At 71.2% G+C, this 25,422-nt stretch carries 22 protein-coding genes; 12 read left to right on the forward strand and 10 right to left on the reverse strand.

From position 1 onward, the window contains the following. The first annotated feature begins 6 nt into the window (after window positions 1-6). Window positions 7-1,407: a dihydrolipoamide acetyltransferase family protein gene (locus ABZX30_RS06805; RefSeq protein ID WP_355929729.1), complete on the forward strand. Its 1,401-nt coding sequence runs from the start codon at window positions 7-9 to the stop codon at window positions 1,405-1,407. An 87-nt stretch (window positions 1,408-1,494) separates the two neighbouring features. On the opposite strand, the gene ABZX30_RS06810 is transcribed toward ABZX30_RS06805, so the two are convergent. Continuing rightward, window positions 1,495-2,472 carry a Bro-N domain-containing protein gene (locus ABZX30_RS06810; protein WP_355929732.1) on the reverse strand — a complete coding sequence of 326 codons (978 nt, stop codon included), beginning with the start codon at window positions 2,470-2,472 and terminating at the stop codon, window positions 1,495-1,497. A gap of 370 nt (window positions 2,473-2,842) precedes the next feature. Continuing rightward, window positions 2,843-3,739 carry a D-alanyl-D-alanine carboxypeptidase gene (locus ABZX30_RS06815; RefSeq protein ID WP_355929734.1) on the reverse strand — a complete coding sequence of 299 codons (897 nt, stop codon included), beginning with the start codon at window positions 3,737-3,739 and terminating at the stop codon, window positions 2,843-2,845. Window positions 3,740-3,972: 233 nt separating this feature from the next. On the opposite strand from ABZX30_RS06815, the gene ABZX30_RS06820 reads away from it, so the two are divergent. Both ABZX30_RS06820 and ABZX30_RS06825 read left to right on the forward strand, forming a co-directional pair. Further along, window positions 3,973-4,647, forward strand: coding sequence for a GntR family transcriptional regulator (locus ABZX30_RS06820; RefSeq protein ID WP_355929737.1), 675 nt, complete (start codon window positions 3,973-3,975; stop codon window positions 4,645-4,647). Further along, window positions 4,644-5,951: an MFS transporter gene (locus tag ABZX30_RS06825; protein ID WP_355929738.1), complete on the forward strand. Its 1,308-nt coding sequence runs from the start codon at window positions 4,644-4,646 to the stop codon at window positions 5,949-5,951. Before ABZX30_RS06820 ends, ABZX30_RS06825 begins: the two co-directional genes overlap by 4 nt. A 192-nt stretch (window positions 5,952-6,143) precedes the next feature. On the opposite strand, the gene ABZX30_RS06830 is transcribed toward ABZX30_RS06825, so the two are convergent. Beyond that, window positions 6,144-6,968 carry a maleylpyruvate isomerase family mycothiol-dependent enzyme gene (locus tag ABZX30_RS06830; RefSeq protein ID WP_355929741.1) on the reverse strand — a complete coding sequence of 275 codons (825 nt, stop codon included), beginning with the start codon at window positions 6,966-6,968 and terminating at the stop codon, window positions 6,144-6,146. A 181-nt stretch (window positions 6,969-7,149) separates the two neighbouring features. Between ABZX30_RS06830 and ABZX30_RS06835 the strand changes: the two genes are divergently transcribed. Then, window positions 7,150-7,962 carry a carbon-nitrogen family hydrolase gene (locus tag ABZX30_RS06835; RefSeq protein ID WP_355929743.1) on the forward strand — a complete coding sequence of 271 codons (813 nt, stop codon included), beginning with the start codon at window positions 7,150-7,152 and terminating at the stop codon, window positions 7,960-7,962. Between the two features lie 156 nt (window positions 7,963-8,118). Here ABZX30_RS06835 and ABZX30_RS06840 read toward each other — a convergent pair whose 3' ends face one another. From ABZX30_RS06840 to ABZX30_RS06850, 3 genes are all read right to left on the reverse strand, one after another. Next, the gene (locus ABZX30_RS06840) at window positions 8,119-9,831 is read right to left on the reverse strand and encodes a PE-PGRS family protein (RefSeq protein ID WP_355929746.1); all 1,713 of its coding nucleotides are present in this window, start codon (window positions 9,829-9,831) and stop codon (window positions 8,119-8,121) included. A gap of 754 nt (window positions 9,832-10,585) precedes the next feature. After that, entirely contained in the window at window positions 10,586-11,077 is a 492-nt protein-coding gene (locus tag ABZX30_RS06845) for an LURP-one-related family protein (RefSeq protein ID WP_355929748.1), read from the reverse strand. Next, the gene (locus tag ABZX30_RS06850; protein ID WP_355929750.1) at window positions 11,074-12,063 is read right to left on the reverse strand and encodes a helix-turn-helix domain-containing protein; all 990 of its coding nucleotides are present in this window, start codon (window positions 12,061-12,063) and stop codon (window positions 11,074-11,076) included. Before ABZX30_RS06850 ends, ABZX30_RS06845 begins: the two co-directional genes overlap by 4 nt. Before the next feature lie 52 nt (window positions 12,064-12,115). On the opposite strand from ABZX30_RS06850, the gene ABZX30_RS06855 reads away from it, so the two are divergent. Both ABZX30_RS06855 and ABZX30_RS06860 read left to right on the forward strand, forming a co-directional pair. Then, a complete protein-coding gene (locus ABZX30_RS06855; RefSeq protein WP_355929751.1) occupies window positions 12,116-12,508 on the forward strand; it encodes a cupin domain-containing protein in 393 nt (130 codons plus the stop codon). Window positions 12,509-13,006: 498 nt separating this feature from the next. Beyond that, window positions 13,007-14,845 (forward strand): NHL domain-containing thioredoxin family protein, encoded by a 1,839-nt coding sequence (locus ABZX30_RS06860; RefSeq protein WP_355929753.1) that lies wholly within the window; start codon window positions 13,007-13,009, stop codon window positions 14,843-14,845. Here ABZX30_RS06860 and ABZX30_RS06865 read toward each other — a convergent pair. Beyond that, window positions 14,833-15,099 (reverse strand): DUF6458 family protein, encoded by a 267-nt coding sequence (locus ABZX30_RS06865; RefSeq protein ID WP_355929754.1) that lies wholly within the window; start codon window positions 15,097-15,099, stop codon window positions 14,833-14,835. The genes ABZX30_RS06860 and ABZX30_RS06865 overlap by 13 nt on opposite strands. 264 nt (window positions 15,100-15,363) lie before the next feature. On the opposite strand from ABZX30_RS06865, the gene ABZX30_RS06870 reads away from it, so the two are divergent. Together ABZX30_RS06870 and infA are read left to right on the forward strand one after the other, a co-directional pair. After that, window positions 15,364-16,167, forward strand: coding sequence for a GNAT family N-acetyltransferase (locus tag ABZX30_RS06870; protein ID WP_355929756.1), 804 nt, complete (start codon window positions 15,364-15,366; stop codon window positions 16,165-16,167). 32 nt (window positions 16,168-16,199) lie between these two features. Next, a complete protein-coding gene (infA, locus tag ABZX30_RS06875; RefSeq protein WP_355929759.1) occupies window positions 16,200-16,424 on the forward strand; it encodes a translation initiation factor IF-1 in 225 nt (74 codons plus the stop codon). A 74-nt stretch (window positions 16,425-16,498) separates the two neighbouring features. Here infA and ABZX30_RS06880 read toward each other — a convergent pair whose 3' ends face one another. After that, on the reverse strand, window positions 16,499-17,797 hold the full coding sequence (locus ABZX30_RS06880) for a M18 family aminopeptidase (RefSeq protein ID WP_355929761.1): 1,299 nt from the start codon (window positions 17,795-17,797) through the stop codon (window positions 16,499-16,501). Window positions 17,798-17,884: 87 nt separating this feature from the next. Beyond that, complete coding sequence (locus tag ABZX30_RS06885; RefSeq protein ID WP_355929886.1) at window positions 17,885-19,711, reverse strand: acyl-CoA dehydrogenase; 1,827 nt, start codon at window positions 19,709-19,711, stop codon at window positions 17,885-17,887. Between the two features lie 213 nt (window positions 19,712-19,924). Here ABZX30_RS06885 and ABZX30_RS06890 point away from each other — a divergent pair, with 213 nt between their 5' ends. From ABZX30_RS06890 to aspS, 4 genes are all read left to right on the forward strand, one after another. Further along, window positions 19,925-20,407, forward strand: coding sequence for an SseB family protein (locus ABZX30_RS06890; protein WP_355929763.1), 483 nt, complete (start codon window positions 19,925-19,927; stop codon window positions 20,405-20,407). A gap of 112 nt (window positions 20,408-20,519) precedes the next feature. Beyond that, window positions 20,520-21,497, forward strand: a complete 978-nt coding sequence (locus tag ABZX30_RS06895; protein WP_355929766.1) for a pirin family protein — start codon at window positions 20,520-20,522, stop codon at window positions 21,495-21,497. Between the two features lie 167 nt (window positions 21,498-21,664). Next, window positions 21,665-22,708 carry an AI-2E family transporter gene (locus ABZX30_RS06900; protein WP_355929769.1) on the forward strand — a complete coding sequence of 348 codons (1,044 nt, stop codon included), beginning with the start codon at window positions 21,665-21,667 and terminating at the stop codon, window positions 22,706-22,708. A 150-nt stretch (window positions 22,709-22,858) separates the two neighbouring features. Further along, window positions 22,859-24,622, forward strand: coding sequence for an aspartate--tRNA ligase (aspS, locus tag ABZX30_RS06905; RefSeq protein WP_355929770.1), 1,764 nt, complete (start codon window positions 22,859-22,861; stop codon window positions 24,620-24,622). Between the two features lie 87 nt (window positions 24,623-24,709). Here aspS and ABZX30_RS06910 read toward each other — a convergent pair whose 3' ends face one another. Further along, window positions 24,710-25,417 (reverse strand): hypothetical protein, encoded by a 708-nt coding sequence (locus ABZX30_RS06910; protein WP_355929888.1) that lies wholly within the window; start codon window positions 25,415-25,417, stop codon window positions 24,710-24,712. Window positions 25,418-25,422 lie beyond the last annotated feature (5 nt).

A 25,422-nucleotide genomic window follows, 5' to 3' on the forward strand; every position in this document is an offset into this window, starting at 1 on the left:
AGGGTCGTGACGACGATGACGGAAGCATCCGTGCGTGAGTTCAAGATGCCGGATGTCGGTGAGGGCCTGACCGAGGCCGAGATCCTCAAGTGGTACGTCCAGCCGGGCGACACGGTCTCCGACGGCCAGGTGGTGTGCGAGGTCGAGACCGCCAAGGCGGCCGTCGAACTGCCCATCCCGTACGACGGTGTGGTCCGCGAACTGCGCTTCCCCGAGGGCACCACGGTGGACGTGGGCACGCCCATCATCGCGGTGGACGTGGCGGGCGGCGCGCCCGCGCCCGCGGAGCAGAAGCCCCAGGAGCCGAGGGCCGAGGAGCCGAAGGCCGGTGAGCAGAAGCCGGCGGGCTCGGGCCGCCAGCCGGTGCTGGTCGGCTACGGCGTCGCCGCCTCCTCGACCAAGCGGCGCCCCCGCAAGGGCCCGGAGGTCACGGTTCCCCAGGCCTCGGCGCCGGTCCAGCCGGTCCAGCCGGAGCTGAACGGCCACGGGACCGCGGCCGTCGAGCCCCGCCCGCTGGCCAAGCCCCCGGTGCGCAAGCTGGCCAAGGACCTGGGCGTCGACCTGGCCACGGTCACCCCGTCGGGCCCGGACGGCATCATCACCCGCGAGGACGTCCACGCGGCGGCGGCCCCGGCGGCGGCCCCCGAGCCGGTGGCGGCCACGCCCGCCCCCGTGCCCCCGGCCCCGGTGGCGACGTACGACGCGGCCCGCGAGACCCGCGTCCCGGTCAAGGGCGTCCGCAAGGCCACCGCGCAGGCCGTGGCCGGCTCGGCGTTCACGGCACCGCACGTCACCGAGTTCGTGACGGTCGACGTCACGCGCACGATGAAGCTGGTCGAGGAGCTCAAGCAGGACAAGGACATGCAGGGACTGCGGGTCACCCCGCTCCTGCTGATCGCCAGGGCCCTGCTGGTCGCCATCCGGCGCAACCCGGAGATCAACGCGTCCTGGGACGAGGCCAACCAGGAGATCGTGGTCAAGCACTACGTCAACCTGGGCATCGCGGCCGCCACCCCCCGGGGCCTGATCGTCCCGAACATCAAGGACGCGCACGCCAAGACCCTGCCGCAGCTGGCCGAGGCGCTCGGCGAGCTGGTCGCCACGGCCCGCGACGGCAAGACCTCTCCCGCGGCCATGCAGGGCGGCACGGTCACCGTCACCAACGTCGGCGTCTTCGGCGTCGACACCGGCACGCCGATCCTCAACCCCGGCGAGTCCGCGATCCTGGCGGTCGGCGCGATCAAGCTCCAGCCATGGGTCCACAAGGGCAAGGTGAAGCCCCGCCAGGTCACCACCCTGGCCCTCTCCTTCGACCACCGCCTGGTCGACGGCGAACTGGGCTCCAAGGTGCTGGCGGACGTCGCGGCGGTTCTGGAGCAGCCGAAGCGGCTGATCACTTGGGCGTGAGGGGCGTCACCCGATAGTCTCGGAGCCGTGGAGGGGACGGCCGCAACTTCTGCTTGCGACCGCCCCCTCCTTCTTTCTCCCGGGCTCTCAAGACTGGTTGAGCACGTACACCGGTGCCCCGTCCCGCGCACCGCCCTGTGAGCGGATGCAGGCGTGCTTCTGGAGCAGGCGGAGGCACTCGTTGACGCGGCGCACCGTGAGGCCCGTACGGGCCGCGATCGCTTCGAGTGGCTCGCGGAGTTCACCCTGCTCGACGAGGACCGGCGCGATCACCACGGCCACCGTCCACACGTCCTCCGTCACGGACAGCCGGTGCCGCCAGTCGGCCAGCACGGACTCCGTGCTGGGCAGCACCGTGAGGCGGCCGCCGGACGCCCGACGCTCGAGGACGAGAGCGTCGAGCCGGTCCGCGATGCGCTCCATCGCCCGGACCATGGCCTGTTGCACGGCGAGGGTGGCCTGCTGGGTGGCCAGCATCTCCCGCTGCAGGGTGACGGTCTCCTTCTGCAGCGCGAGCGATTCGTGCTGTGCGTTCGCAAGCTCCTCGTCCAGCTGAAGGTTGTGCGCCTCGAGCCGGACGATGGCCTCCGCGACCTGGTCCGGCATGGCGTACACGACCGGGGCGCTCGGGTCGGCGGGCTGCACCTCGGCCTCCTCGAGGGTGTAGGAACCCTCGCGCTGCACTGTCTCGATCACCTCGGCGGCCCACTGCTTGAAGGGTTCGCAGGAGGGTTTCGTGCAGGCCTGGACGAGGCGGATCAAGCCCCGGAGAGAGATGACATTCAGGTCTCGACGCCACTCTCTACCTGCGGGAATGCTGAGACCGTAAGCTCCGGTTACGGTCTCGAGAATCTCTCGGTCCCCTTCGGGGACATGGTCGGCGAGAGCCTGCCGAGAGTTGGTGTGTCCGAGTTCCTTGCAGACATCCACCGCCGGGAACCAGTGGGTCCCGTCCGGCATGGTCAGCCGGCGCACCCGGGCGCCGGTCGCCGCGTAGACGAAGTCGCTGACGTCGATCGCCTCGTGCCGTTCGGCAGAGTCGTGTCGCTTGCTGGGTTCGATCATGTGAACCACCTCCGCCGCGGAACGTAAAACGGAGCAAATCGAATATGCCAGCCGGCGGGGGAATGTTCACGATTGCGAGCTAAGATCACGGATTCCGCTTGCGCGCAATGCAGTTGAGCGTTGCGCGGCCGGGGCGGGCTGGGCGGCCGCGCGGTCCTGCGGTACCGCCCTGGGCGGGGGCACCGTACCGACGGCGCTCGCCACCCTTGTGGGGGCGCTCGTCCTTGCGGTCGTCCACCTCGTGCTCGGCCGTGTCCTGAAGGTCGGTGAGCTGCGCCGGCTGCCCGGCCCGGGCCGAGTGTGACTCGGTTGCCCGCGCACGCGAAGGGCCCGCCGCGTCACCGCGACGGGCCCGCACACCGCGAGGGTGTCAGCTGATCTTGGCGTAGCCGTAGTTGATGAGCTTCTTCACGTCATCGGTGCGGTTGGCCGCCGAGGGGGCGGTGAGGACGGCGCCCATGACCGACTCGCCGTTCTTCGTCGCGGCGAAGACGAGGCAGTACTTGGCCTCGGTACCGGAACCGGTCTTGACGCCGAGCGTGCCGTTCCAGCCGAGCAGGGTGTTGGTGTTGGTCCAGGTCGTCTTGCGGGTGTAATTGTTCTTGGTGGTCGTCGTGGCCGTGTACGACTTGGTCTTCACGACGGACTTGAAGGTGGAGCTCTTCATGGCGCTGCGGGCGAGCAGCGTCAGGTCCTTCGCCGACGAGTAGTTGGAGCCGTTGCTGTACCCGTCGAACGAGTCGAAGTGGGTGTTCGTCATGCCCAGGCTCTTGGCCATCGTGTTCATCTTCGAGATGAACGACTTGGTGCGCGCGGACACGCTGGAGCCGGAACCGTACTTGTCGGCGAGGGCCATCGCGGCGTCGCAGCCGGAGGGCAGCATCATCCCGTAGAGCAGCTGGCGGACGCTGACCTTGTCGCCGACGATCAGGTGGGCCGACGAGGCGTTCTTGGAGACGATGTAGTCGCTGTACGCCTTCTTGATCGTGACCTTGGCGTCCAGGTTCAGGTTCGACTGCGAGAGCACGACCTTCGCGGCCATGATCTTCGTGGTGGAGGCGGTGAGCCGGTGGGTGTTCTCGGCCTTGGTGAAGAGGGTCTTGCCGGTGGCGCTGTTCATCAAAAAGCCGCTCTTGGCCGTGATACTTGGCGTCGTGACGGCCTGGGCGGGCGCCGCGGTGAGGGCCCCGGTCGCCAGCAGCGCGCCGGAGGTGACGGCGACGGCTGCGGCTCGACGGATACGGATGCCCTTAATGCCGGTAATCAAGTAAATACCCCGATTGTGTCGAAAGCCCTTGAGAATGCGGCCGAGTTGAGGTGGTGAACGACTGGGGCCGCACGTGTCTGACACGTAAGTAGCACAGAAGGTTGTGCGGCCTCCCGAGGAGTATCCGTATTGCGGCTGTGACGTGGATGACGTCCGGGAGGCCGACGGGACACGCGGGGTCCGCATGGTGGACGGGGCGGGCTTCGCGTACGTGTTGTATCTAAGATGTGCACATGCCATCCGTGCCGTCCGTCGCCCCGCCCGCGCCCCTCAAGCAGCCACCCGCCGCCGACCGCGTCTACACCCACGTCAAGCAGGGTGTCCTGGACCGCCGTTACGAGGGCGGCACCCTGCTCACCGAGGGGGAGCTGGCGGAGGCCGTGGGGGTCTCCCGCACGCCGGTGCGCGAGGCGCTGCTGCGGCTGGAGGCGGAGGGGCTGATCAAGCTCTACCCGAAGAAGGGCGCCCTGGTGCTGCCCGTCTCCGCGCAGGAGATCGCCGACGTGGTGGAGACCCGGCAGCTGGTGGAGGAGCACGCGGCCCGCAAGGCCGTCCCCGCCCCGCCCGGCCTCATCGAGCGGCTCGAGGGCCTGCTCGCGCAGCAGAAGGCGCAGGCCGCCGCCGGGGACCTGGTCGCGGCCTCGGTCACCGACCGCTGCTTCCATGCCGAGATCGTGCGCAGCGCCGGCAACGAGATCCTCTCCCGCCTCTACGACCAGCTGCGCGACCGCCAGCTGCGGATGGGTGTCGCCGTGATGCACTCCCACCCCGACCGGATCGCCAAGACGCTCGCCGAGCACGGGGAGATCCTCGAGGCGCTGCGCTCGGGGGACGCGGAGGCGGCGGTGGCGGTCGTGCACCGGCACGTGAGCTGGTTCTCGCACCTCGCGCGGGGGGAGGTCCGATGAGCGCCACGAGCGCCCACACCACCCTTCCGGGGGACCCGCCGGGCGGCCGTCGCGCCGTCGCGGTGTGGTCCGTCGGCGTCGCGGTCTACTTCGTCGCCGTCATCTTCCGTACCTCCCTGGGCGTCGCCGGGCTCGACGCGGCCGACCGCTTCCACGTGAACGCCTCCGCGCTGTCGACGTTCTCGATCCTCCAGCTCCTGGTGTACGCCGGCATGCAGATACCCGTCGGCCTGCTCGTCGACCGGCTCGGCACCAAGAAGGTGCTGACCATCGGCGTCGTGCTGTTCACGGCGGGCCAGCTCGGCTTCGCGTTCTCCCCTTCGTACGGCACGGCGCTCGCCTCCCGCGCGCTGCTCGGCTGCGGTGACGCGATGACCTTCATCAGCGTGCTGCGGCTGGGCACGCGCTGGTTCCCGGCCCGGCGCGGGCCGATGGTCGCGCAGTTCGCGGGCCTGGCCGGGATGGCCGGCAACCTGGTCTCGACGCTGGTGCTGGCCCGGTTGCTGCACGGCGTCGGCTGGACCCCGGCGTTCGCGGGCAGCGCGCTGGCGGGCGTGGTCGTCCTGCTCCTCGTCCTGCTCTTCCTGAGGGACCACCCCGAGGGCTGCGAGCCGGAGCCCTTCCCGCACCGGGGCGCGGCCTACGTCCGCCGGCAGATAGCCGCCTCCTGGCGCGAGCCGGGCACGCGCCTCGGCCTGTGGGTGCACTTCACCACCCAGTTCCCGGCGATGGTCTTCCTGCTGCTGTGGGGTCTGCCCTTCCTCGTCCAGGCCCAGGGCCTCAGTCGCGCCACCGCCGGTGAACTGCTCACCCTGGTCGTCCTGTCGAACATGACGTTCGGCCTGGTCTACGGTCAGATCGTGGCCCGGCACCACGCGGCCCGGCTGCCGCTGGCGCTGGGCACGGTCGCGGCGACGGCGGCCGTGTGGGCGGCGACCCTCGTCTATCCGGCCGAGCACGCCCCGATGTGGCTGCTGCTGGTGCTGTGCGTGGTGCTGGGCGCCGGGGGCCCGGCGTCGATGCTCGGCTTCGACTTCGCCCGCCCCGCCAACCCGCCGGAGCGCCAGGGCACCGCCTCCGGGATCACCAACATGGGCGGCTTCGTGGCGTCCATGACGACCCTGTTCGCGATCGGTGTCCTGCTGGACGCCACGGGTGACGACTACGCCATCGCCTTCTCCGTCGTCTTCGTCCTCCAGGCGCTCGGCGTCAGCCAGATCCTGCGCCTGCGGGGCCGGGCGGCCCGCCGGGAGCGGGAGCGGCTGGTCGCCAGCCGGGTGGAGACGGTGCACGTGCCGGCCTGACCCGGGCCGGTCACCGGCCCGCGGTACGGGCCGGCGGCCCGGCGGTGCCGGACATCGCCCGGCGGCGTCGGACATCGCCCGGCGGCGTCGGACGGCCGGGCGGCGTCGGACGGCCGGGCGGCGCCGGGCGGCCGGGCGCGGACGGCACCGGGCGGCCCGCCACGGACGCCCGAGCCGGCGCGTGTCAGCCCGTCACGGTGTCACCGCGAAGTTCCGCAGGATCGCCGCCGTCAGGTCCGGGTCCCCCTCGGTCTTCACCCGGTCGGCCACGGCCTCCGGCGTGACCCGGCCGCAGGCCAGGCGGACGTACGTCTCCCAGTCGAGGGCGAGGGAGGCGACGGGGCCGAGCGCGGGCGTGCTCTCCAGGGTGCCGCGGCCCTGGATGTCGACGCGTATGGTGCGCAGGAACTCCACCGGCCCGTGCACGTCGAAGACGATCGCGGAGCTGCGCGGGGCCTGCGCGTCGTTCGCGACCACCCGGGGCAGCGACTCGAGCAGCACGTCCCGGGCGACGTACGCGCCCGGCGAGTCCAGGTTGCCGGGCCGTCCGAGGGCCGCGCGCAGGTCCTGCTCGTGCACCCACACGTTGAACGCGTGGTTGCGCATGGACTCCTCGAGGGTGATCTCCTTGCCGAGCGGGCCGCGCACCGTGCGGCCGGGTTCGCGGGACTCGTTGCGCAGCTGACGGTTGCGGCGGATGACCGTGTACTCCAGCTCGGAGGTCATCTCCGGCGCCGTGTGGTGCCGGCGGACGTCCACCTGCATCTCCATGTAGCGCTGGTGCTCGTTCGTGACGTGGAACAGGTCGCGCGGCAGCGCGTGGATGGGACGCGGGTCGCCGAGCATCTCGCAGTCCAGGCCGATGACGTGCGAGACGACGTCGCGGACCGACCAGCCCGGGCACGGGGTCCGCCGGTTCCACTCGCCCTCGACGAGCGGCTGAACCAGTTCGGATATCGCTTCGATGGAATGGGTCCAGGCGTCGGCGTAGGGCTGGAGGGTGGGATGCAGACTCACGGAAACGGGACCCCTCGGCGGTCGGTACACGGGCAGGTGGTGGCGGCATTGCCAGCGGGACGTGGCTGTCGGCGGGTGTCTTGGAACGCTAAGTTACGCTGCTGTGAGGCACCCCGGCAGTGCTTTCGTGTGACGATCGTAGGCCCGGTATGGACGGCTCGAATGCCAGGACGGTGGTAGTGTGCGCGCCTCGCTGATCCAGATCGCCGTGGACGAGGGCGAATCGGTCGAAGACCGGCGGCGGCGGGTGGCCGCGCTGGTCCGCGAACAGGCCGGCGCCGACCTGGTCGTGCTCCCGGAACTGTGGACGACCGGTGCCTTCGCCTACGAGGACTTCGCGGGCGAGGCCGAGCCACTGGACGGGCCCACCCACGAGGCGATGGCGAAGGCGGCGAGTGACGCGGGCGTGTGGCTGCACGCGGGCTCGATCCCGGAACGGACCGCGTCCGACAGCGGCTCCGCCGCGGGCGGCGCCCTCTACAACACCTCTCTCGTCTTCTCCCCCTCCGGTGAGCTGGCCGCGGCCTACCGCAAGATCCACCGCTTCGGCTTCGACAAGGGCGAGGCCGTGCTGATGAGCGCGGGCCGGGACACGGTGACGGTCCGTCTGCCCGAGACCACCCTTGGCGTGGCCACCTGCTACGACCTCCGTTTCCCGGAACTGTTCCGAGCTCTGGTCGACGCCGGCGCCGAGACCCTGGTGATCCCGGCGGGCTGGCCCGAGCGCCGCCGTGCGCACTGGACGCTGCTGGCTCAGGCGCGGGCGGTGGAGAACCAGGCGTTCGTGCTCGCCTGTGGAACGGCCGGGACACACGCCGGGGTTCCCCAGGCGGGTCACTCGATCGTGGTGGATCCGTGGGGCGAGGTACTGGCCGAGGCCGGCGCCGGCGAGGAGGTCCTCACGGTGGAGTTCGACCCGGCGCGGGTGGCCGCGACCCGGGAGGCGTTCCCGGCGCTCAAGGACCGCGTGCTGGGGCTGGCGCCGCCGCGCTGATCCAGGGCCGCGGGCCACGGACCGCGGGCAGCCCACGGGCCGTGGACGTGGACCGAGGGCCGCGGGCCATGGACCACAGCCCGCGAAGAACACCGTCGGACACCGCACCGCACCGCACCCCGCCCCGGCGCACAGGGCGCGGCGCGTCTGCTTCTGCTACGGCCGAGGGCCCACCAGTTGCTCGTAGAGGGCACGGCGTTCCTTCGAGACGGGCTCGGTCGCGGCGAGCGCCTTGTCCCAGTCCTGCTTGATCTCGTCCAGGTAGACGCGCCAGTCGCCGCTCGGATGGGACGCCGCCATCGCCCGCAGGTCGACGAACCGTTCGTTCTTGCTCAGCCCCCCTGTACCGATCTTGTCCTGCTTGTGGCCGTGCAGGACCGACTCGGGGTTCGCGGTGGCCTCGGTGGAGCGGAAGTCGTGCTGGTAGCCCACCGGGCTGTCGGCGCCCGGCGCGATGGTCTCGATGCCGATCTGGAGGGAACCGTCCCGCTCCATGGTCGGGCGGTGGTAGACCAGCAGGACGTGGCCGTACGAGCCGTTCGGCAGGACCATGTCGCCGTTCCAGTCCTTGGAGCCGAGCCCGCCGCCGGAGATGTCCTGGCCCCACAGCACGGGGCTGGAAGGGCCGAACGACAGCTTGTTGGCGGCGGACGCCAGGATGCCGCCCTTCTCCTGGAACGTGCCCAGTTCCTCGCCCTTGTTGGCCCCGATGTGGGTGCGGTGGGTGGCGAATTCGCGCTTCGACACGTCCTGCGCGGGCTCCGCCTCGGTGGCGTCCTTGGTGACGCCCAGGAAGTGGGGAAGCGCGTAGGCGGGCTCGTCCTTGGAACTCAGTGCCGGGATGCGGACGTTGACGCGGCCGCCGTGCGCCAGCGCGCGGATGACGTCCTTCTCGTGGTCCACCACGTGGCTGCGCTCTTCGGGGCTGTAGAGCTGGAGCCCGTGGCGCAGGACGAGGAGGATCTTGGTGAGCATCTCCCGGCCGCCCGCGTCCCTCCGGACGTAGTCGGGTGCCTTCCCCTTCTTGCCGCCCAGCGGAGTGCCCTCCGCCGGGACGGACCCGGGGTGCCTGCGGTCGGGCGCCATGCCCTCCGGGTACAGGGTGTCGACGGCGGTGTCGCGGACCTGCCGGTTCCGCTCGTCCTCCAGTTGCTTCCTCTCCGACGGTGCGGTGCCGGAGGCCTGGGTGAGCATGAACCGGCCGAGCGTGTAGGCCGGGTCCGTCGGCGTCGCGACGGCCGCGTCCCTGACGACCGGGTGGTTCTTCCGGACGGCCAGCGTCGCGGTGAGCACGCGCTTGCCCGAGTCGAGCCGCAACCAGTCCTTGAACGGCCCCTCCGTGTAGCGTTCGGCCTCGTCGTAGGTGCCGATGCCGACCTTCTTCAGCCAGTCCGGATTGACCTCGGACAGCTGCTTGATGTCGGCCAGGTCCCGCTCGCCGAACACCTCGCCGCGCATCACCCGCCGGTCCAGGGTCTTCCTCAGCCGCGCGGCGCCCTGGGGCATCCACTGCTCGGGCACCCAGGTACCGGGCGCGAAGATGTTCTTCTTCATCTTCGTCTGGACGGTGTGCTGCTCGATGGACTGGCTGAGCCGGACGATGATCTCCGTGCCCTTGACCGCGCCACCGTCCTGGCCCGCCTCCGCCGGCCGCTCGGTCGCGGCGGTCGGCCCCGTCCGCTGGATCACCGCCGTACCGGGCCGTGCGGTGGACTGCCGCGCCGGTGCCGGGCCGGCCGCCGCCGGGTCCGCCACGCGCTGGATGTGCCGTATCCAGGCGTCGTTCAGATGTGTCGACGGTGAGGCCGGGCGCGAGGTGCCCGGCCCCCGCTCACCGGCACTTCGGTGATCCCGCTCGACGGAGCGCATGGGTGTTTTCCCCTCGCCGACTCGGCTGCCGAGTCATCCGTTCTACGGCAGGGGTACGGCGCGGGGGAAGGTCCTAAGGGGCAGACCCCGGTGCCTCCGTGGGCTCCCGCTCCGGCGGGACCTGGCCTGCCGTCAGAAGGCTGACGACGGCGCTGTTCCCGGCGGTACGTTGCAGCGAGGCGAGGCGCGCGGTCACGGCCGTGTCGGGCGTGGCCGACGCCACCACCCGGCTCCGCCGCCCCCGTGCGAGCGGCTCCGCCGGTTCCGGGGGTTTTTCTGGTCCGTCCGGTCCTCCCGGTCCGTCCGGTCCTCCCGGTCCGTCCGGTCCTCCCGGTCCGACCAGTCCTGCGGATCCGTCTGCTCCTGGTGGTCCGTCCGGGCCTGCCGGTCCTACCGGTCCATCCGGTCCATCCGGTCCATCCGGTCCATCCGGTCCATCCGGTCCGTCTGGTCTCACCGGTTCTGCTGGTCCCATCGGTCCGCCCAGGCCCGCCGGCTCTACCGGCCTGTCCGGTCCCGCTGGTTCTACCGGTCTGTCCGGTCCCGTGGGTCTGTTCCGTCGCGCCGGTTCTGCCGGTCCCGCCGGTCCGTCCCGTCCCGGGCGTCCGTTCGGCGTGTCGGTGTCCGTGCCAGGGAACACGTTGCGCCTTCCGCCTTCCGTCCCTGTCTCGCGTCCGCGACGTCGGCTCAGCCTTCGTTTCCGTCCTCTTTCCCTGCGTTCAACCTACCGTCAACGCCCCGCCCACCGTTCCGGCTAGTCTTCCCGCTCCTGCTCCGCCAGGTGGATCACACAGACCGCCACCGCGATCAGCAGCGCCGGGTCCGCGTCGTCCCGTACGACGTCCACGCCGTACGTGTCCCGGACGTGCAGCCAGCGCCGGGAGATCACCGCCAGCAGCTCACCGTCGTACTCGACGGCGAACTCGCGGTCCAGGATCTTGCCGCTGACATCCAGCTCCGTGCCGTCCACCAGGGACACCCGGTAGTGGTTGCGCAGCAGGGACAGCCGCTTGCGCTTGATCCGCGCCAGCGGCTCCCCGTCCCGCTCGATCACCATGGTGTTCCGCAGGCTGAGCATCTTCTGGTGGATGTCGATGAGGACCTGGCCCTGGGTGTCCTTCAGCTCGAAGGTGTCCCGCAGCCGCATCGCCTTGCCGTCGACGAGGAACACCTTGGTGCCGTGCTCGTCCTCGATCCAGTAGTCGTCTCCGATGCCGAGGATCCGGTCGCGTACGAGGAATCTCATGCGGTTACCGCTTCCCCGGCGCCCGGCCCGAAACGCCGCCGGTAGGCCGACGGGCTGAGTCCGGTCCCGCGGCGAAGCCGTGCCCGCAGGTTGGCCGCCGTGCCCAGTCCGCTGCGGGCCGCCACCACGTCCAGCCGCTCCTCGCCGCGCTCGATCAGCCGGCAGGCCAGCGCCACGCGTTCCCCGGTCAGCCAGGCCAGCGGCGTGGTGCCGAGCTGGGTCCGGAAGCGCCGGTGGAGTGTGGCGGGGGAGACCGCCGCGCGGGCGGCCAGGTCCGTCACCGTCAGCGGCTCGCCCAGCCGCTCCTGCGCCCAGGCCAGCAGCGGCGCGAGTGACTCGTCGGGCACGTCCGGCACCGGCCGCTCCACGAACTGCCGTTGCCCGCCGTCCCGGTGCGCGGCGAACACCAGCCGCCGGGAGACGGCGTTGGCGATCTCGGCGCCGTGGTCCCGCCGTACCACGTGCAGGCCGAGGTCGAGCGCCGACGCGCTGCCGGAGGCCGTCAGGATGTCCCCGTCGTCGACGAAGAGCACGTCCGGCTCCAGCCGTACCGCCGGGAAACGCGTCCGGAAGGCGTCCGCCCACATCCAGTGGCAGGCGGCCCGCCGCCCGTCCAGCAGCCCGGCCTCCGCGATCGTGAACGCGCCCGAGCAGAACCCGATGAGCCGAGCGCCCCGCGCGTGCGCCCGGCGTACGACGTCCAGCACCCGTGCGGAGCGTGGGACCTCGGTGTCCGGCCGGTTCGGCACGATCAGCGTGTCCGCCTCCTCGGCCGCCGCCAGCCCGGCGACCCCGGTGAGCGTGAAGAACCCGTCCCGCATCCGGGTCGCGGGCTCGTCCGCGCAGAGCCGGAAGTCGTACAGCTCCCGCCCCAGCTCGGGTCTCGGCAGCCCGAACACCTCGATGGCGCAGCTCATCTCGAACGGGTTGGAGTTCTCGTCGACGACCAGCACCACGCGATGCGGCTGAGAGGATCCTTGCGGCATATGCGATTTCTAGCACTCGTGCGGCGCGCCGGGCACCCCGCACGATGACGCCATGACACCGGAACCGATCTCCCTCACCGACGCCCTCGCCTCCTTCACCGCCCTGTGGAGCCCCCGCATCGTGACGACCGTCAACGACTACGACGTCCGGGTGGCGAAGGTCGAGGGCGAGCACCTCTGGCACGTCCATGACGACACGGACGAGTTCTTCCTGGTCCTGGAGGGCGAGCTCCGCATCGCCCTGCGTGAGCCGGCCGGCGAGCGCGAGGTCGTGCTGCCCCGGGGCTCCGTCTTCACGGTCCCGCGCGGCACCGAGCACAAGCCGTACGCCCCCGCCGGAGCGCACATCCTGCTCCTCGAGCCCACCGGCACGTCCACGGTCGGCGACCGCCACGACGAGGTTCCGGACCACGTGGACGCGACCACCGGACACGCCCTCTTCTGACGGGTCCCCGGAATCCGCCGGACCGGGAGGTGTCCGGCAGGTGAACTTCCGTGACTTTTGCGTGATTTGCCCAACCGTACCGGTCTGCACCGAGTCGAACGCTAGGTAGGCCGCACCAAGCGACCCGCACGTCACGTTCCTCTCGGAGGTCCCGCAATGCCCTCTCGTCCCGCCGTCCGTCGCCGGGTGTCGCGCGCCGTCCCGGTGGCGGCACTGGTCCTCGGCACCGCTCTGGCCCTCCCGCTCGCCCTGGCCGGAACCGCCGGTGCCGCACCGTCGCCGACCACCGTCGGCGGCCCCGGCAGGGACGGCTGCCCTGTTTCAGCGGCGCGGGCTTCACCGACGAACACCGCCCCTCCGCCACGACGACCGGGGCACTTTACGCGAGACCGGACCGGTGCGGCTCGCGCTTTCCGTCGCGTCGCATCCCACGGCCGCTCGTGCCGCGGCAGCGCGTCCCGGGGAATGGCTCCGCAGCCCGGTGCGGTTGACGGGGGTATGGCTTCACGCGCACGTGTCCGTGCCCCCCAGCTGGTCGGCAAGGGCGGCTGGCTGAACACCGGGGGACAGCAGTACACCCTCGCCGACCTGCGGGGGCGCATCGTCGTCCTCGATTTCTGGACCTTCTGCTGCATCAACTGCCTGCACGTCCTCGACGAGCTCCGCGCGCTGGAGGAGCGGCACCGCGACACGGTCGTCGTCATCGGCGTGCACTCGCCGAAGTTCGTGCACGAGGCCGAGCACCGGGCCGTCGTGGACGCCGTGGAGCGGTACGGGGTGGAGCACCCGGTGCTCGACGACCCCGAGCTGGCCACCTGGAAGCAGTACGCGGTGCGGGCCTGGCCGACGCTGGTCGTCGTCGACCCGGAGGGGTACGTCGTCGCCCAGCACGCCGGTGAGGGGCACGCGCACGCCATCGAGCGGCTGGTGGAGGAACTGGAGGCCGAGCACGAGGCGAAGGGGACGCTGCGGCGCGGGGACGGGCCGTACGTGGCGCCGGAGCCGGAGCCGACCACGCTCCGCTTCCCCGGCAAGGCGCTGCTGCTGCCGAGCGGGAACCTGCTGGTCAGCGATACCACCCGGCACCAGCTGGTGGAACTGGAGGAGGACGGGGAGACCGTCGTACGGCGCATCGGCTCCGGCGTGCGGGGGTTCGCCGACGGCGGCGCGGGGGAAGCGTCGTTCAGCGAGCCGCAGGGGCTCGCGCTGCTCGACGACGGGGCGTCCGTGGTGGTCGCCGACACCGTGAACCACGCGCTGCGCCGCCTGGACCTCGCCACCGGGCGGGTGACGACCCTCGCCGGTACCGGAAAGCAGTGGTGGCAGGGGTCAGCGACCTCGGGTCCGGCCCGTGAGGTCGACCTCTCCTCGCCCTGGGACGTGGCGGTCTTCGGCGGCAAGGTGTGGATCGCCATGGCGGGCGTGCACCAGCTCTGGGCGTACGACCCGGCCGGGGGCACCGTCGCCGTCACCGCCGGCACGACCAACGAGGGGCTCGTCGACGGGCCGGGCGGCGAGGCGTGGTTCGCCCAGCCGTCCGGGCTCGCGGCGACCGCCGACCGGCTCTGGCTCGCCGACTCCGAGACCTCCGCGCTGCGCTGGGTGGACCTCGACGGGCACGTCCACACGGCCGTCGGCACCGGCCTGTTCGACTTCGGGCACCGTGACGGCGCCGCCGGACAGGCCCTCCTCCAGCACCCGTTGGGCGTCACCGCGCTGCCGGACGGTTCGGTGGCGGTCGCCGACACCTACAACCACGCCCTGCGCCGCTACGACCCGGTGACCGGTGAGGTGACCACGCTCGCCACCGATCTGCGCGAGCCCAGCGACGCCGTGGTCGTCGGCCAGGACATCGTGGTCGTGGAGTCGGCCCGGCACCGCCTGACCCGGCTGCGGCTGCCGGAGGAGGCGGTGCGGGTGGAGCCCGTCGCCCACCGGACCCGGCGCGCGGCCACCGAGATCGCCCCCGGCGAGGTGCGGCTGGACGTCGTCTTCCAGGCCCCGGCGGGCCAGAAGCCTGACACCCGGTACGGGCCCTCGACCCGCCTGCTGGTGTCCTCCACCCCGCCCGGGCTGCTGCTGAAGGGCGAAGGTGCGGGCACCGGTCTGTCCCGCACGCTGGAGTTCGACCCGGCCGTGCCGGAAGGCGTACTGCACGTCTCCGCGATGGCCGCCTCCTGCGACGACGACCCCGCGACCGAGTACCCCGCCTGCCATGTCCACCAGCAGGACTGGGGTGTTCCGGTCCGGCTCACCGAGGGCGGGGCCGGCCGGCTGCCGCTGGTGCTGGCGGGAATGGACGAGGGAGGCGACGCGGCCGGGGCTCAGACGCCGTAGCCGTCGCGGTAACCGTCGCCGTACGCGGTGCCGTGGTGGTGGTGCGGGTCTTCCTCGACGACCGTGGTCGTCGGGGGCGGCACCACGAGCCGCCTGCGCCGCGCGATGCTGCTGAAGGTCGCCACGCCGATCAGGCCGACCATCATGAGGATGAACCCGACCAGATGAACGTTTACCCCGCTCATGTGCCAGTCGGTGGCGAACGTGAGAATGGCTCCCACGGCGATGAGGATGATGCACCCGCCGAGGCCCATGACTGTCTCCTGTCCGGACCGGCCGTTCCGGTCCGTGACTGCGGGTACCCCCGTCGTCAACCCGCATGCGGGGGACGGCTTTTAAATGAGTTGGGCCGGCCGGACCGGGCTGGTAGCGTCTGGGCAGCCGTGAGAGAACGCGAGGAGGTGAGACCCATGAAGGCTGTGGTGGTGTGGGTGCTCCCCCTTGTCGGTCACGGTGGGCGGTTGACGTAGGTGTCGCCGGGAGCGCCTCCGACAAGGCACTCCTGAGAGGCAACACCTGTGAACTCCAACCCTGTGCGGGTCACTTCGGACCCGGTCCGCCGCCTCGTCGTGGTCACGCGGGTCTCGGACGCGCAGTGGCACGCCGTGGAGGACGACCGGACGGTCGGCCGCGGTCACGCTTCGCGCCGGCCCGACGGGCGGCTCTTCATCAGCGTCGACGCATGGCACGGCACGGTCTTCGACCGCCTCGCCGACGCGATGCTCACCGATCTGCCCACGCCGCTGTACACCGTCGTGGACGAGACCGACCACGACGCGCGGTCCGCCTGGGAGCGGGCCGGCTTCGCCACCGCACGCCGCGAGTGGGGCTGTGTCGTGCCCACCGACCCGCGGATCACCGGGCTCGGCCCGGTGCGGCCCCCGTCGGGCGTGACGATCCTGCCGCCCGGCCGGGCGGAGGAGGGCCCGCTGCGTGCCCTGGACCGCGTCATCCGCGACGAGGTCGAGGCCTCCGTGGGATGGCGGACGATGCCGGCCGAGGTGCTGCCCCGCCCCGCGGGGGCCACCGTGCTCGACCCGTCGACGTACGCGGTGGCCCTCCACTCGGGCCAGTACGTGGGGCTGGTCCGGATGGCGACACGGACCCGGCAGCCACGGATCGGGCTGATCGCCGTCCGGGCCGACCGGCACCGCCGCGGCATCGCCCGCGCGCTGCTCGCCCAGGTCCTGGGTTCACTGCACCGCTCCGGTACCGCCTCGGCATGGGCCGAGGTGGACGAGTCCAACACGGCGGCCACCGCCCTGTTCGAGAGCGTCGGTGCCCGGCGCGCGGGCAGCGCCCTGGAACTGGTCCGCCGCTGACACTCCGTCACCGTACGGAAGGAATGGGAGACATGACGAAAGCAGCAGGGGGCGTCGAAGTCGAAGGCACCGTGGTCGAGTGCCTGCGCAACGCCACCTTCAAGGTGGAACTCGAGAACGGGCACACGGTGCTCGCCCACATCAGCGGGAAGATCCGGAAGAACTACATCAAGATCCTCCCGTACGACCGGGTGCTCGTCGAACTCAGCCCCTACGACCTGACCCGCGGCCGGATCCGCTACCGGTACCGGTCGTAGCGGGCCGGGCCGGGCTGGGCCGGGCTGTTCCGGGCCGGGCCAGGGCCGGGCCGCGCAACGGCCCGGCCCTGGTCCTAGTTCTCCAGGAACGCCGCCAGCGCGTTCGCCAGCAGGTGCGGGTCGTCCGCGCCGCACAGTTCCCGGGCGCTGTGCATCGACAGGATCGCCACGCCGATGTCGACGGTGCGGATGCCGTGCCGGGCCGCGGTGATCGGGCCGATGGTGGTGCCGCAGGGCATGGAGTTGTTGGAGACGAAGCTCTGGAAGGGGACGTCCGCCTGCTCGCAGGCGGCGGCCCACACGGCGCGGCCCGCACCGTCCGTCGCGTAGCGGTTGTTGACGTTGACCTTGAGGATCGGGCCGCCGTTGACGCGCGGGTGGTGCGTCGGGTCGTGCCGCTCCGCGTAGTTGGGGTGGACGGCGTGGCCGGTGTCGGAGGACAGACAGACGGTGGCGGCGAAGGCGCGCGCCCGGTCCTCGTGACCGCCGCCGCGGGCGAACACCGAGCGTTCCAGCACGGTGCCGAGCAGCGGCCCGTCCGCGCCGGTGTCCGACTGGGAGCCGTTCTCCTCGTGGTCGAAGGCGGCCAGCACGGGGATGGCGGGCAGCGGCCGGCCGGAGGCGGCGACGGCGGCGAGGGCGGCGACGCCCGCGTGCACGGACAGCAGGTTGTCCATGCGCGGGCCCGCGACCAGTTCACGGTCCCGGCCGAGGTACGCGGGCGGCTCCACGGAGTGGGTCATCAGGTCCCAGCCGGCCACCTCGCCCGCCGGCAGCCCGCACTCCTGCTCCAGGAAGGCGATCAGATCGCCGTCGCGCACGTCGTTGCCCAGGCCCCACACCGGCTGGAGGTGCCGCTGCTTGTCCAGCTTGAGCCCTTCGGACGACACCGACCGGTCCAGGTGGATGGCGAGCTGCGGCACCCTGAGCAGGGGCCGGTCGACGTTCACCAGGCGGCTCGAGCCGTCCCGCAGCGTCAGCCGTCCGGCCAGGCCCAGGTCACGGTCGAGCCAGGAGTTCAGCAGCGGCCCGCCGTAGATCTCGACGGCGACCTGGCGCCAGCCGTGCGCCCCGCTGTCCGGCCGCGGCTTGACCCGCAGGTTGGGGGAGTCGGTGTGCGCGCCGACGATCCGGAACGGGGTGTGGGCGGCGGCACCCTCCGGGACGTACCAGGCCACGATCGCGCCGCCGCGCAGCACGTACGTGCCGCCGGATGTCCCGTCCCAGGCGTCCGTCTCCGCGACCTGCCGGAAACCGGCCTTCTCCAGCCGTTCGGCGGCGTTCGCCACCGCGTGGTACGGCGACGGGCTCGCCGCGAGGAAGGACATCAGGTCGTCGGTGTGGCCGCGGTCGAAGCGGGGGCGTGCGCTCATGGTCTTCACCTTAACGACGTGCGAGGGCCCGCTCCCCCTGCCGGGAGCGGGCCCTCGTCGGTGTTCAGCGGGGACGGCGTGTCCTGATCAGAACGCGGCCTCGTCCAGCTCCATCAGCTCCAGGTCGACACCCTCGGCCACCTTGCGGGCCAGGGTGACGCCCGGCAGGACGTTGGCCGCGAAGAACTTCGCCGCCGCGATCTTGCCGGTGTAGAACGGCACGTCCTTGGCGGAGGCGGTCTCGAGCTTCTCCGCAGCCACCGCGGCGCCCTTGAGCAGCAGGTAGCCGACGATGACGTCGCCGGAGGCCAGCAGCAGGCGGGTGCTGTTGAGCCCGACCTTGTAGATGTTCTTGACGTCCTGCTCGGTGGCGGCGAGGTCGGTGAGCATCAGGCCGACGATGGCCTCCAGCTCGACGGCCGCCTTGGCGAGGTGCTCGCGGGCGCCCGCCAGCGCCTCGCCGCCCGTGCCGAGCGCCAGGAACTTCTTGATGTCCTCGGCGAGGGAGTTCAGCGCGGCGCCCTGGTTGCGGACGATCTTCCGGAAGAAGAAGTCCTGGCCCTGGATCGCGGTCGTGCCCTCGTACAGGGTGTCGATCTTGGCGTCGCGGATGTACTGCTCGATCGGGTACTCCTGCAGGAAGCCGGAGCCGCCGAAGGTCTGCAGCGACTGGGCGAGCTGCTCGTAGCCCTTCTCGGAGCCGTAGCCCTTGACGATCGGCAGGAGCAGGTCGTTGAGGGCGTGCTCGGTGGAGGCGTCCTCGCCGGCGGCCTCCTTGACGGCTATCGCGTCCTGGACCGAGGCGGTGTAGAGGACGAGGGCGCGCATGCCCTCGGCGTACGCCTTCTGCGTGATGAGCGAGCGGCGGACGTCCGGGTGGTGCGTGATGGTGACCTTGGGCGCGGTCTTGTCCATGAAGTTCGCCAGGTCCGGACCCTGGACGCGCTCCTTGGCGTACTCCAGCGCGTTGAGGTAGCCGGTCGACAGCGTCGAGATCGCCTTCGTGCCGACCATCATCCGGGCGAACTCGATGATGCGGAACATCTGGCGGATGCCGTCGTGCTTGTCGCCGATCAGCCAGCCCTTGGCCGGGTGGCGGTCGCCGAAGGTCATCTCGCAGGTGTTGGAGGCCTTCAGGCCCATCTTGTGCTCGACGTTGGTGGCGTAGACGCCGTTGCGCTCGCCGAGCTCGCCGGTCTCGAAGTCGAAGAGGTACTTCGGGACGAGGAAGAGGGACAGGCCCTTGGTGCCGGGGCCGGCGCCCTCGGGGCGGGCCAGCACGTAGTGGAGGATGTTCTCCTCCATGTCGTGCTCACCGGAGGTGATGAAGCGCTTCACGCCCTCGATGTGCCAGGAGCCGTCCTCCTGCTGGACCGCCTTGGTCCGGCCGGCGCCGACGTCCGAACCCGCGTCGGGCTCGGTGAGCACCATGGTCGAACCCCAGGTCCGGTCCACGGCGATCTGCGCCCACTTCTTCTGCTCCTCGGTGCCCTCCTCGAAGAGGATGCGGGCGAACGCCGGGCCGGAGGAGTACATCCACACGGCCGGGTTGGCGCCGAGGACCAGCTCCGCGTACGCCCAGATCAGGGAGGGGGGAGCCGTCGTGCCGCCGATCTCCTCGGGCAGGCCGAGGCGCCAGTACTCCGAGTCCATGAAGGCCTTGTAGCTCTTCTTGAAGGAGGCCGGGACCGGCGCGGTGTTGGTCTCCGGGTCGAAGACCGGCGGGTTGCGGTCGGCGTCCGCGAAGGACTCGGCCAGCTCGTTCTCGGCGAGCCGGGTCAGCTCCTCGAGGACGCTCCTGGCGGTGTCCGTGTCCATCTCCTCGAACGGGCCGGTGCCGTAGAGCTTGTCGCGGCCGAGTACTTCGAAGAGGTTGAACTCGATGTCGCGGAGATTGGACTTGTAGTGCCCCATGGTGACGGCTCCGTAGAGGATTCGGCGAGGCACTGGCTCCTCGCATCTGGTTCACGTACCAACAAGTGGCTACGATGATGCTACCCGTCGGTAATAAGAAGCAACCCCTACCGGTCCAAGTGTGAGAAGGGTCTACAAACCCGCGCCCGGAAACGGCTCGGGAACCCTTGACGGCCCTCCTGCCGTGCGGGGCATCTCGGTACGCTTGCGCGCATGTATGGATACGGCCAGCCCATGGACGGTGGCGCCGCTCAGCAGCAGTACGCCTCGACGCAGCAGATGCCCGGCGGCGGCATGGGCGGGTACGACCAGCAGCAGCCGCTCTACCCGGAGCCGTCCCCGCCCTCCCTCGCCGACGCGGTGCGCGCCTTCACCACCGGGCAGATGGCCGCCGAGGACTTCCAGCAGGTGTTCGCCACCTCGAAGGTCTACTGCCCGCGCGGCGACAATCCCGGCTTCCTCGCGCTGCACAACACCCAGCAGCCGGTGATCCCCATGTTCACCTCCCTCAAGGAGCTGCGCCGGTACGCGGGCAAGGAGTCCAAGTACTTCGTCATCACCGGCGCCGAGGTGATCGACCTGCTGCCGACCGGCTACGGCTTCGTGCTCGACATGGAGGGCGAGCACCGCATGGTCTTCGACGCGAAGGCCGTCGAACAGATGGTCGACTTCGCGATGCGCCGGATGTACGGCTGACGCCCCAACCGCCCACTCGTCCGCCCGGAGGGAATTCCCTCCGGGCTTTCTCTGTTAGGGGTGGCAGAAAGTTCAACGCTCAACTAAAGTGGCCGCACAAGGAGGTACCGACATGCCTGCAGTGACCGTCGAGAACCCGCTGACCCTGCCCCGTGTGATCGCACCCGCCGACGCCGTGGCACGGCCCGTGCTGGCCGTCACGACCGCACCCAGCGGTTACGAAGGCGAGGGCTTCCCGGTGCGCCGGGCGTTCGCCGGGATCAACTACCGCCACCTCGACCCGTTCATCATGATGGACCAGATGGGCGAGGTGGACTACGCACCGGGCGAGCCCAAGGGCACCCCCTGGCACCCGCACCGCGGGTTCGAGACCGTCACCTACATCATCGACGGCGTCTTCGACCACCAGGACAGCCAGGGCGGCGGCGGAACCATCACCAACGGTGACACCCAGTGGATGACCGCGGGCTCGGGCCTGCTGCACATCGAGGCCCCGCCGGAGTCCCTCGTCATGTCCGGCGGCCTCTTCCACGGCCTCCAGCTGTGGGTGAACCTCCCCGCCAAGGACAAGATGATGGCCCCGCGTTACCAGGACATCCGCGGCGGCAACGTCCAGCTGCTCACCACCCCCGACGGCGGCGCGCTGCTCCGCGTCATCGCCGGCGAGCTGGACGGCCACCAGGGCCCCGGCATCACGCACACCCCGATCACCATGATCCACGCGACCGTCGCGCCGGGCGCCGAGGTCACCCTGCCGTGGCGGGAGGACTTCAACGGGCTGGCGTACGTCCTGGCCGGCCGGGGCTCCGTCGGTGCGGACCGCCGCCCGGTCCACCTGGGCCAGACCGCCGTCTTCGGCGCGGGCTCCTCGCTGACCTTCCGCGCGGACGAGAAGCAGGACTCCCACACGCCGGACCTGGAGGTCGTCCTCCTCGGCGGACAGCCGATCCGCGAGCCCATGGCCCACTACGGCCCGTTCGTCATGAACACCCGCGACGAGCTCCAGCAGGCCTTCGAGGACTTCCAGAAGGGCCGCCTGGGCACCATCCCCGCGGTCCACGGGATGACGGAGACCGGACCGCAGGCCTGACCCCGGCCGCAGGCCCGCCCCCGACCGCCGGCCATCCCCCGCCTGCCCGACCCGACCGAGCCGTGAGCCGCCGAGGCTCACGGCTCGGCGGCCTGCGCCCGGCACCGTGTCCCCCGCCCGGCCCCTCTCCGTAGGACACCCCCGCCCGCGCGTGATCCGCTGGTCGTGTGCAGGACCCCCGACCGCTGCTCCCGTACGCCGTCCGCCGGCTCGCCGCCTGGTGCGCCGTGATCCTGCTCGTCTCCGGGGTCGTGTTCGTCGTGATCCGGCTGTGCGCGGAGTTCCGTACGGCGGTGGTCCCCGCACTGCTCGCCCTGCTGGGCACCGCGCTGCTCGGGCCGGTACACCGGCGGCTGGTCGGGGTCGGGGTGCAGCGATCGGTGGCGGCCGGGCTGACCTGCGTGGCCGTGGTGGCGGTGGTCGGTGGCGCGGTGTACGTCGTGGCCGCCGCGCTGATCGGCAACGGGCAGCAGATCGTCTCCTCGCTCAGGAAGGCCGCCGCGGGCCTCGCCCGCTACCTGGGGCCGGCGGGCACCTCGCTCGACGACCTCGCCGCACACTCGGGCGAACTGCTGCGCAGGTTCGGCGGAACGGCCGCCTCGAACGTCATCAGCGGGGTCAGCGTGGTCGGGGAGAGCATCGCCATGGCCGTGCTGGCGCTGTTCCTCGTCTTCTTCTTCCTGCGGGACTCCCACCGCGTCGTCGAGACGCTGAGGTCCGTCGCACCGGGCGGAAGTGCCGACGCCCTGGAGGCCACCGCGCGGCGCGCGTACGAGGGCGTCGAGGGATTCATGCGCGGCACCAGCCTCATCGCGCTCATCGACGCCCTCTGCATCACCCTCGGCCTGCTCATCCTCGACGTGCCCGGCGCCGTCGGCCTCGGGGCGCTCGTCTTCGTCGGCGCCTACATCCCCTACCTCGGCGCGTTCCTCTCCGGCGCGGTCGCCGTGCTGGTCGCGCTCGCCGACCGTGGCGTCGCCATCGCCCTGTGGACGCTGGGTGTCGTCCTCGCCGTGCAGGTGCTGGAGGGGCACGTGCTCCAGCCGGTCATCCAGAGCCGGACCGTGCAGATGCACCCGGCGGTGGTGATGCTGGCGATCGCCGCCGGGGCGTCCGCCGCCGGCATCGTCGGCATGCTGCTGGCGGTGCCGCTGACCGCTGCCGGCTTCGGCGTCGTGAACGAACTCACGGACCGCTACGCGCCTCCGTGACCGCGCCCCGCGCATGCGGAGGGAGCCGGCGGCGGGAATCAGCGCGGGGAATCAACGGTGGGGAGCCGATCTCGGGGTGCCCGGTACCCTGGGGAGGTCCGGGCACCGGGCCCCGGAGATTCCCGATCCGCGAAGACTGGATGAACGACGATGCATCGGTACAGGTCCCACACCTGCGGCGAGCTCCGCGCCTCTGACGTCGGCACCGACGTCCGGCTGAGTGGCTGGCTGCACAATCGGCGCGACCTGGGCGGCATCCTCTTCATCGATCTGCGCGACCACTACGGCATCACCCAGCTGGTCGCCCGCCCCGGCACGCCCGCCTACGAGGCCCTCGACAAGGTCTCCAAGGAGTCGACGGTCCGCGTCGACGGCAAGGTCGTTTCACGTGGAACCGAGAACGTGAACCCCGACCTGCCCACCGGTGAGGTCGAGGTCGAGGTCGGCGAGGTCGAGCTGCTGGGGGCCGCCCAGCCGCTGCCCTTCACCATCAACACCGAGGACGGGGTCAACGAGGAGCGGCGCCTGGAGTACCGCTTCCTGGACCTGCGCCGCGAGCGCATGCACCGCAACATCATGCTGCGCACGGCGGTGATCTCGGCGATCCGCCACAAGATGACGGCGCTCGGCTTCAACGAGATGGCGACGCCGATCCTGTCCGCGACCTCCCCCGAGGGCGCCCGCGACTTCGTCGTCCCGTCCCGTCTGAACCCCGGCAAGTTCTACGCCCTGCCGCAGGCCCCGCAGCAGTTCAAGCAGCTGCTGATGATCTCCGGCTTCGACCGCTACTTCCAGATCGCGCCCTGCTTCCGCGACGAGGACGCGCGCGCGGACCGCTCGCCGGGCGAGTTCTACCAGCTCGACGTCGAGATGAGCTTCGTCGAGCAGGAGGACGTCTTCCGGCCGATCGAGCAGCTGATGACCGAGCTGTTCGAGGAGTTCGGCAACGGCCGCCACGTCACCTCGCCCTTCCCGCGGATCCCGTTCCGCGAGGCGATGCTGAAGTACGGCTCGGACAAGCCGGACCTGCGGGCGAAGCTCGAGCTGGTGGACATCACCGACGTCTTCGAGGGCTCGGACTTCAAGGCGTTCGCGGGCAAGCACGTGCGCGCGCTGGCCGTGCCGGACGTCGCGGCGCAGCCCCGGAAGTTCTTCGACCAGCTCGGCGAGTTCGCCGTGTCGCTCGGCGCCAAGGGCCTGGCCTGGGTCCGCGTGACGGACGACGGCTCGCTGACCGGCCCGATCGCGAAGTTCCTCACCGAGGAGAACGTCGCCGAGCTGACCAAGCGGCTCTCCCTGGCCCCCGGCCACGCCGTCTTCTTCGGCGCGGGCGAGTTCGACGAGGTCTCGAAGATCATGGGCGCGGTGCGGGTCGAGGCCGCCAAGCGGGCCGGGCACTTCGAGGAGAACGTCTTCCGCTTCTGCTGGATCGTCGACTTCCCGATGTACGAGAAGGACGAGGACACCGGCGCGATCGACTTCTCGCACAACCCGTTCTCCATGCCGCAGGGCGGCCTGGAGGCCCTGGAGACCCAGGACCCGCTGGACATCCTGGGCTGGCAGTACGACATCGTCTGCAACGGCGTCGAGCTGTCCTCCGGCGCGATCCGGAACCACGAGCCGGAGATCATGCTGAAGGCCTTCGAGATCGCGGGCTACGACCGCGAGACCGTCGAGGAGAAGTTCGCCGGCATGCTGCGCGCCTTCCGCTTCGGCGCCCCGCCGCACGGCGGCATCGCCCCCGGCGTCGACCGCATCGTGATGCTCCTCGCGGACGAGCCCAACATCCGCGAGACCATCGCCTTCCCGCTCAACGGCAACGCCCAGGACCTGATGATGGGCGCGCCGACGGAGCTGGAGGAGGCACGGCTGAAGGAGCTGCACCTGTCGGTGCGCAAGCCGCAGCCCAAGTAAGGCACGTGCGGGAGGAGGGGCTCGGGACCGACGCCGGTTCCGAGCCCTTCTCCGTGCGCGCGACGGGGCGGTTCCGGAGCCGCCGGCTCACTCCCCCGGTTCGTCCGGCGAGGCGCCCTCCTCGAGCAGCCGCTCGGCGATCTCCGTCGACCAGGCCAGGGCCCAGGCGCGCAGGTCCGTGACCTCGTCGTCCGCCAGGCCGTACGCCCGGAACGCCGAGTCCGCGTAGTAGTCCATGCCCTCCAGGCGGCTCTGGAGCGTGGGCAGGTCGAACTCGTCCCTGGCGTGGCGGCGGGCCAGTTCCTCCAGCTCGGGCCAGGAGAAGCGGGCGGAGGCGGCCCGCGCGTCGACCAGGTCGACGGCGAGGCCGCGGTCGTACAGGGCCCGGATCTTGGTGCCGACCGCGTCCTCCAGACAGAGCGCCGGGCCGTAGGGGGTCGGGACGGGCGGGCTCCAGAAGGTCTCCTTGTGCAGGGCCAGAGCGGTGACGGTGGCGGTGGCGCCCGTCTGCGGGTCCGTGACCGTCAGGTGGGCGGAGAGCGGGTCCGCGTCCCGGAGCGTCACGTCACGGCCCCGCGCGGTCAGCGCGTCGCCGAGCGCGCGGGCGATCCGGTCCATCGGCTCGGTGCTCTCGGTGGCCAGGTCGACGTTCGCGTGCGGGCGCTCGAGCAGGCCGTGCGCCTGCAGCGCGTAGCCGCCGGCCAGGGCCAGCGGAACGGGCGCGGCCACGGCGAAGACGTCGGCGAGGAGGCGGAGGTGGGCCTCCGGGTGCGCGGGTCGGGCAGGGTGCGGCAGGTTCA

This window comes from Streptomyces sp. NPDC004542 (assembly GCF_040610035.1).
Lineage (GTDB): Bacteria > Actinomycetota > Actinomycetes > Streptomycetales > Streptomycetaceae > Streptomyces.

Coding starts and splice junctions, on each gene's coding strand:
- ABZX30_RS06810 (WP_355929732.1), bottom strand. CDS start 2,472: ATGATCGAACCCAGCAAGCGACACGACTCTGCCGAACGGCACGAGGCG.
- ABZX30_RS06820 (WP_355929737.1), top strand. CDS start 3,973: ATGCCATCCGTGCCGTCCGTCGCCCCGCCCGCGCCCCTCAAGCAGCCA.
- ABZX30_RS06825 (WP_355929738.1), top strand. CDS start 4,644: ATGAGCGCCACGAGCGCCCACACCACCCTTCCGGGGGACCCGCCGGGC.
- ABZX30_RS06840 (WP_355929746.1), bottom strand. CDS start 9,831: ATGCGCTCCGTCGAGCGGGATCACCGAAGTGCCGGTGAGCGGGGGCCG.
- ABZX30_RS06845 (WP_355929748.1), bottom strand. CDS start 11,077: ATGAGATTCCTCGTACGCGACCGGATCCTCGGCATCGGAGACGACTAC.
- ABZX30_RS06850 (WP_355929750.1), bottom strand. CDS start 12,063: ATGCCGCAAGGATCCTCTCAGCCGCATCGCGTGGTGCTGGTCGTCGAC.
- ABZX30_RS06855 (WP_355929751.1), top strand. CDS start 12,116: ATGACACCGGAACCGATCTCCCTCACCGACGCCCTCGCCTCCTTCACC.
- ABZX30_RS06860 (WP_355929753.1), top strand. CDS start 13,007: ATGGCTTCACGCGCACGTGTCCGTGCCCCCCAGCTGGTCGGCAAGGGC.
- ABZX30_RS06865 (WP_355929754.1), bottom strand. CDS start 15,099: ATGGGCCTCGGCGGGTGCATCATCCTCATCGCCGTGGGAGCCATTCTC.
- infA (WP_355929759.1), top strand. CDS start 16,200: ATGACGAAAGCAGCAGGGGGCGTCGAAGTCGAAGGCACCGTGGTCGAG.
- ABZX30_RS06880 (WP_355929761.1), bottom strand. CDS start 17,797: ATGAGCGCACGCCCCCGCTTCGACCGCGGCCACACCGACGACCTGATG.
- ABZX30_RS06885 (WP_355929886.1), bottom strand. CDS start 19,711: ATGGGGCACTACAAGTCCAATCTCCGCGACATCGAGTTCAACCTCTTC.
- ABZX30_RS06890 (WP_355929763.1), top strand. CDS start 19,925: ATGTATGGATACGGCCAGCCCATGGACGGTGGCGCCGCTCAGCAGCAG.
- ABZX30_RS06895 (WP_355929766.1), top strand. CDS start 20,520: ATGCCTGCAGTGACCGTCGAGAACCCGCTGACCCTGCCCCGTGTGATC.
- aspS (WP_355929770.1), top strand. CDS start 22,859: ATGCATCGGTACAGGTCCCACACCTGCGGCGAGCTCCGCGCCTCTGAC.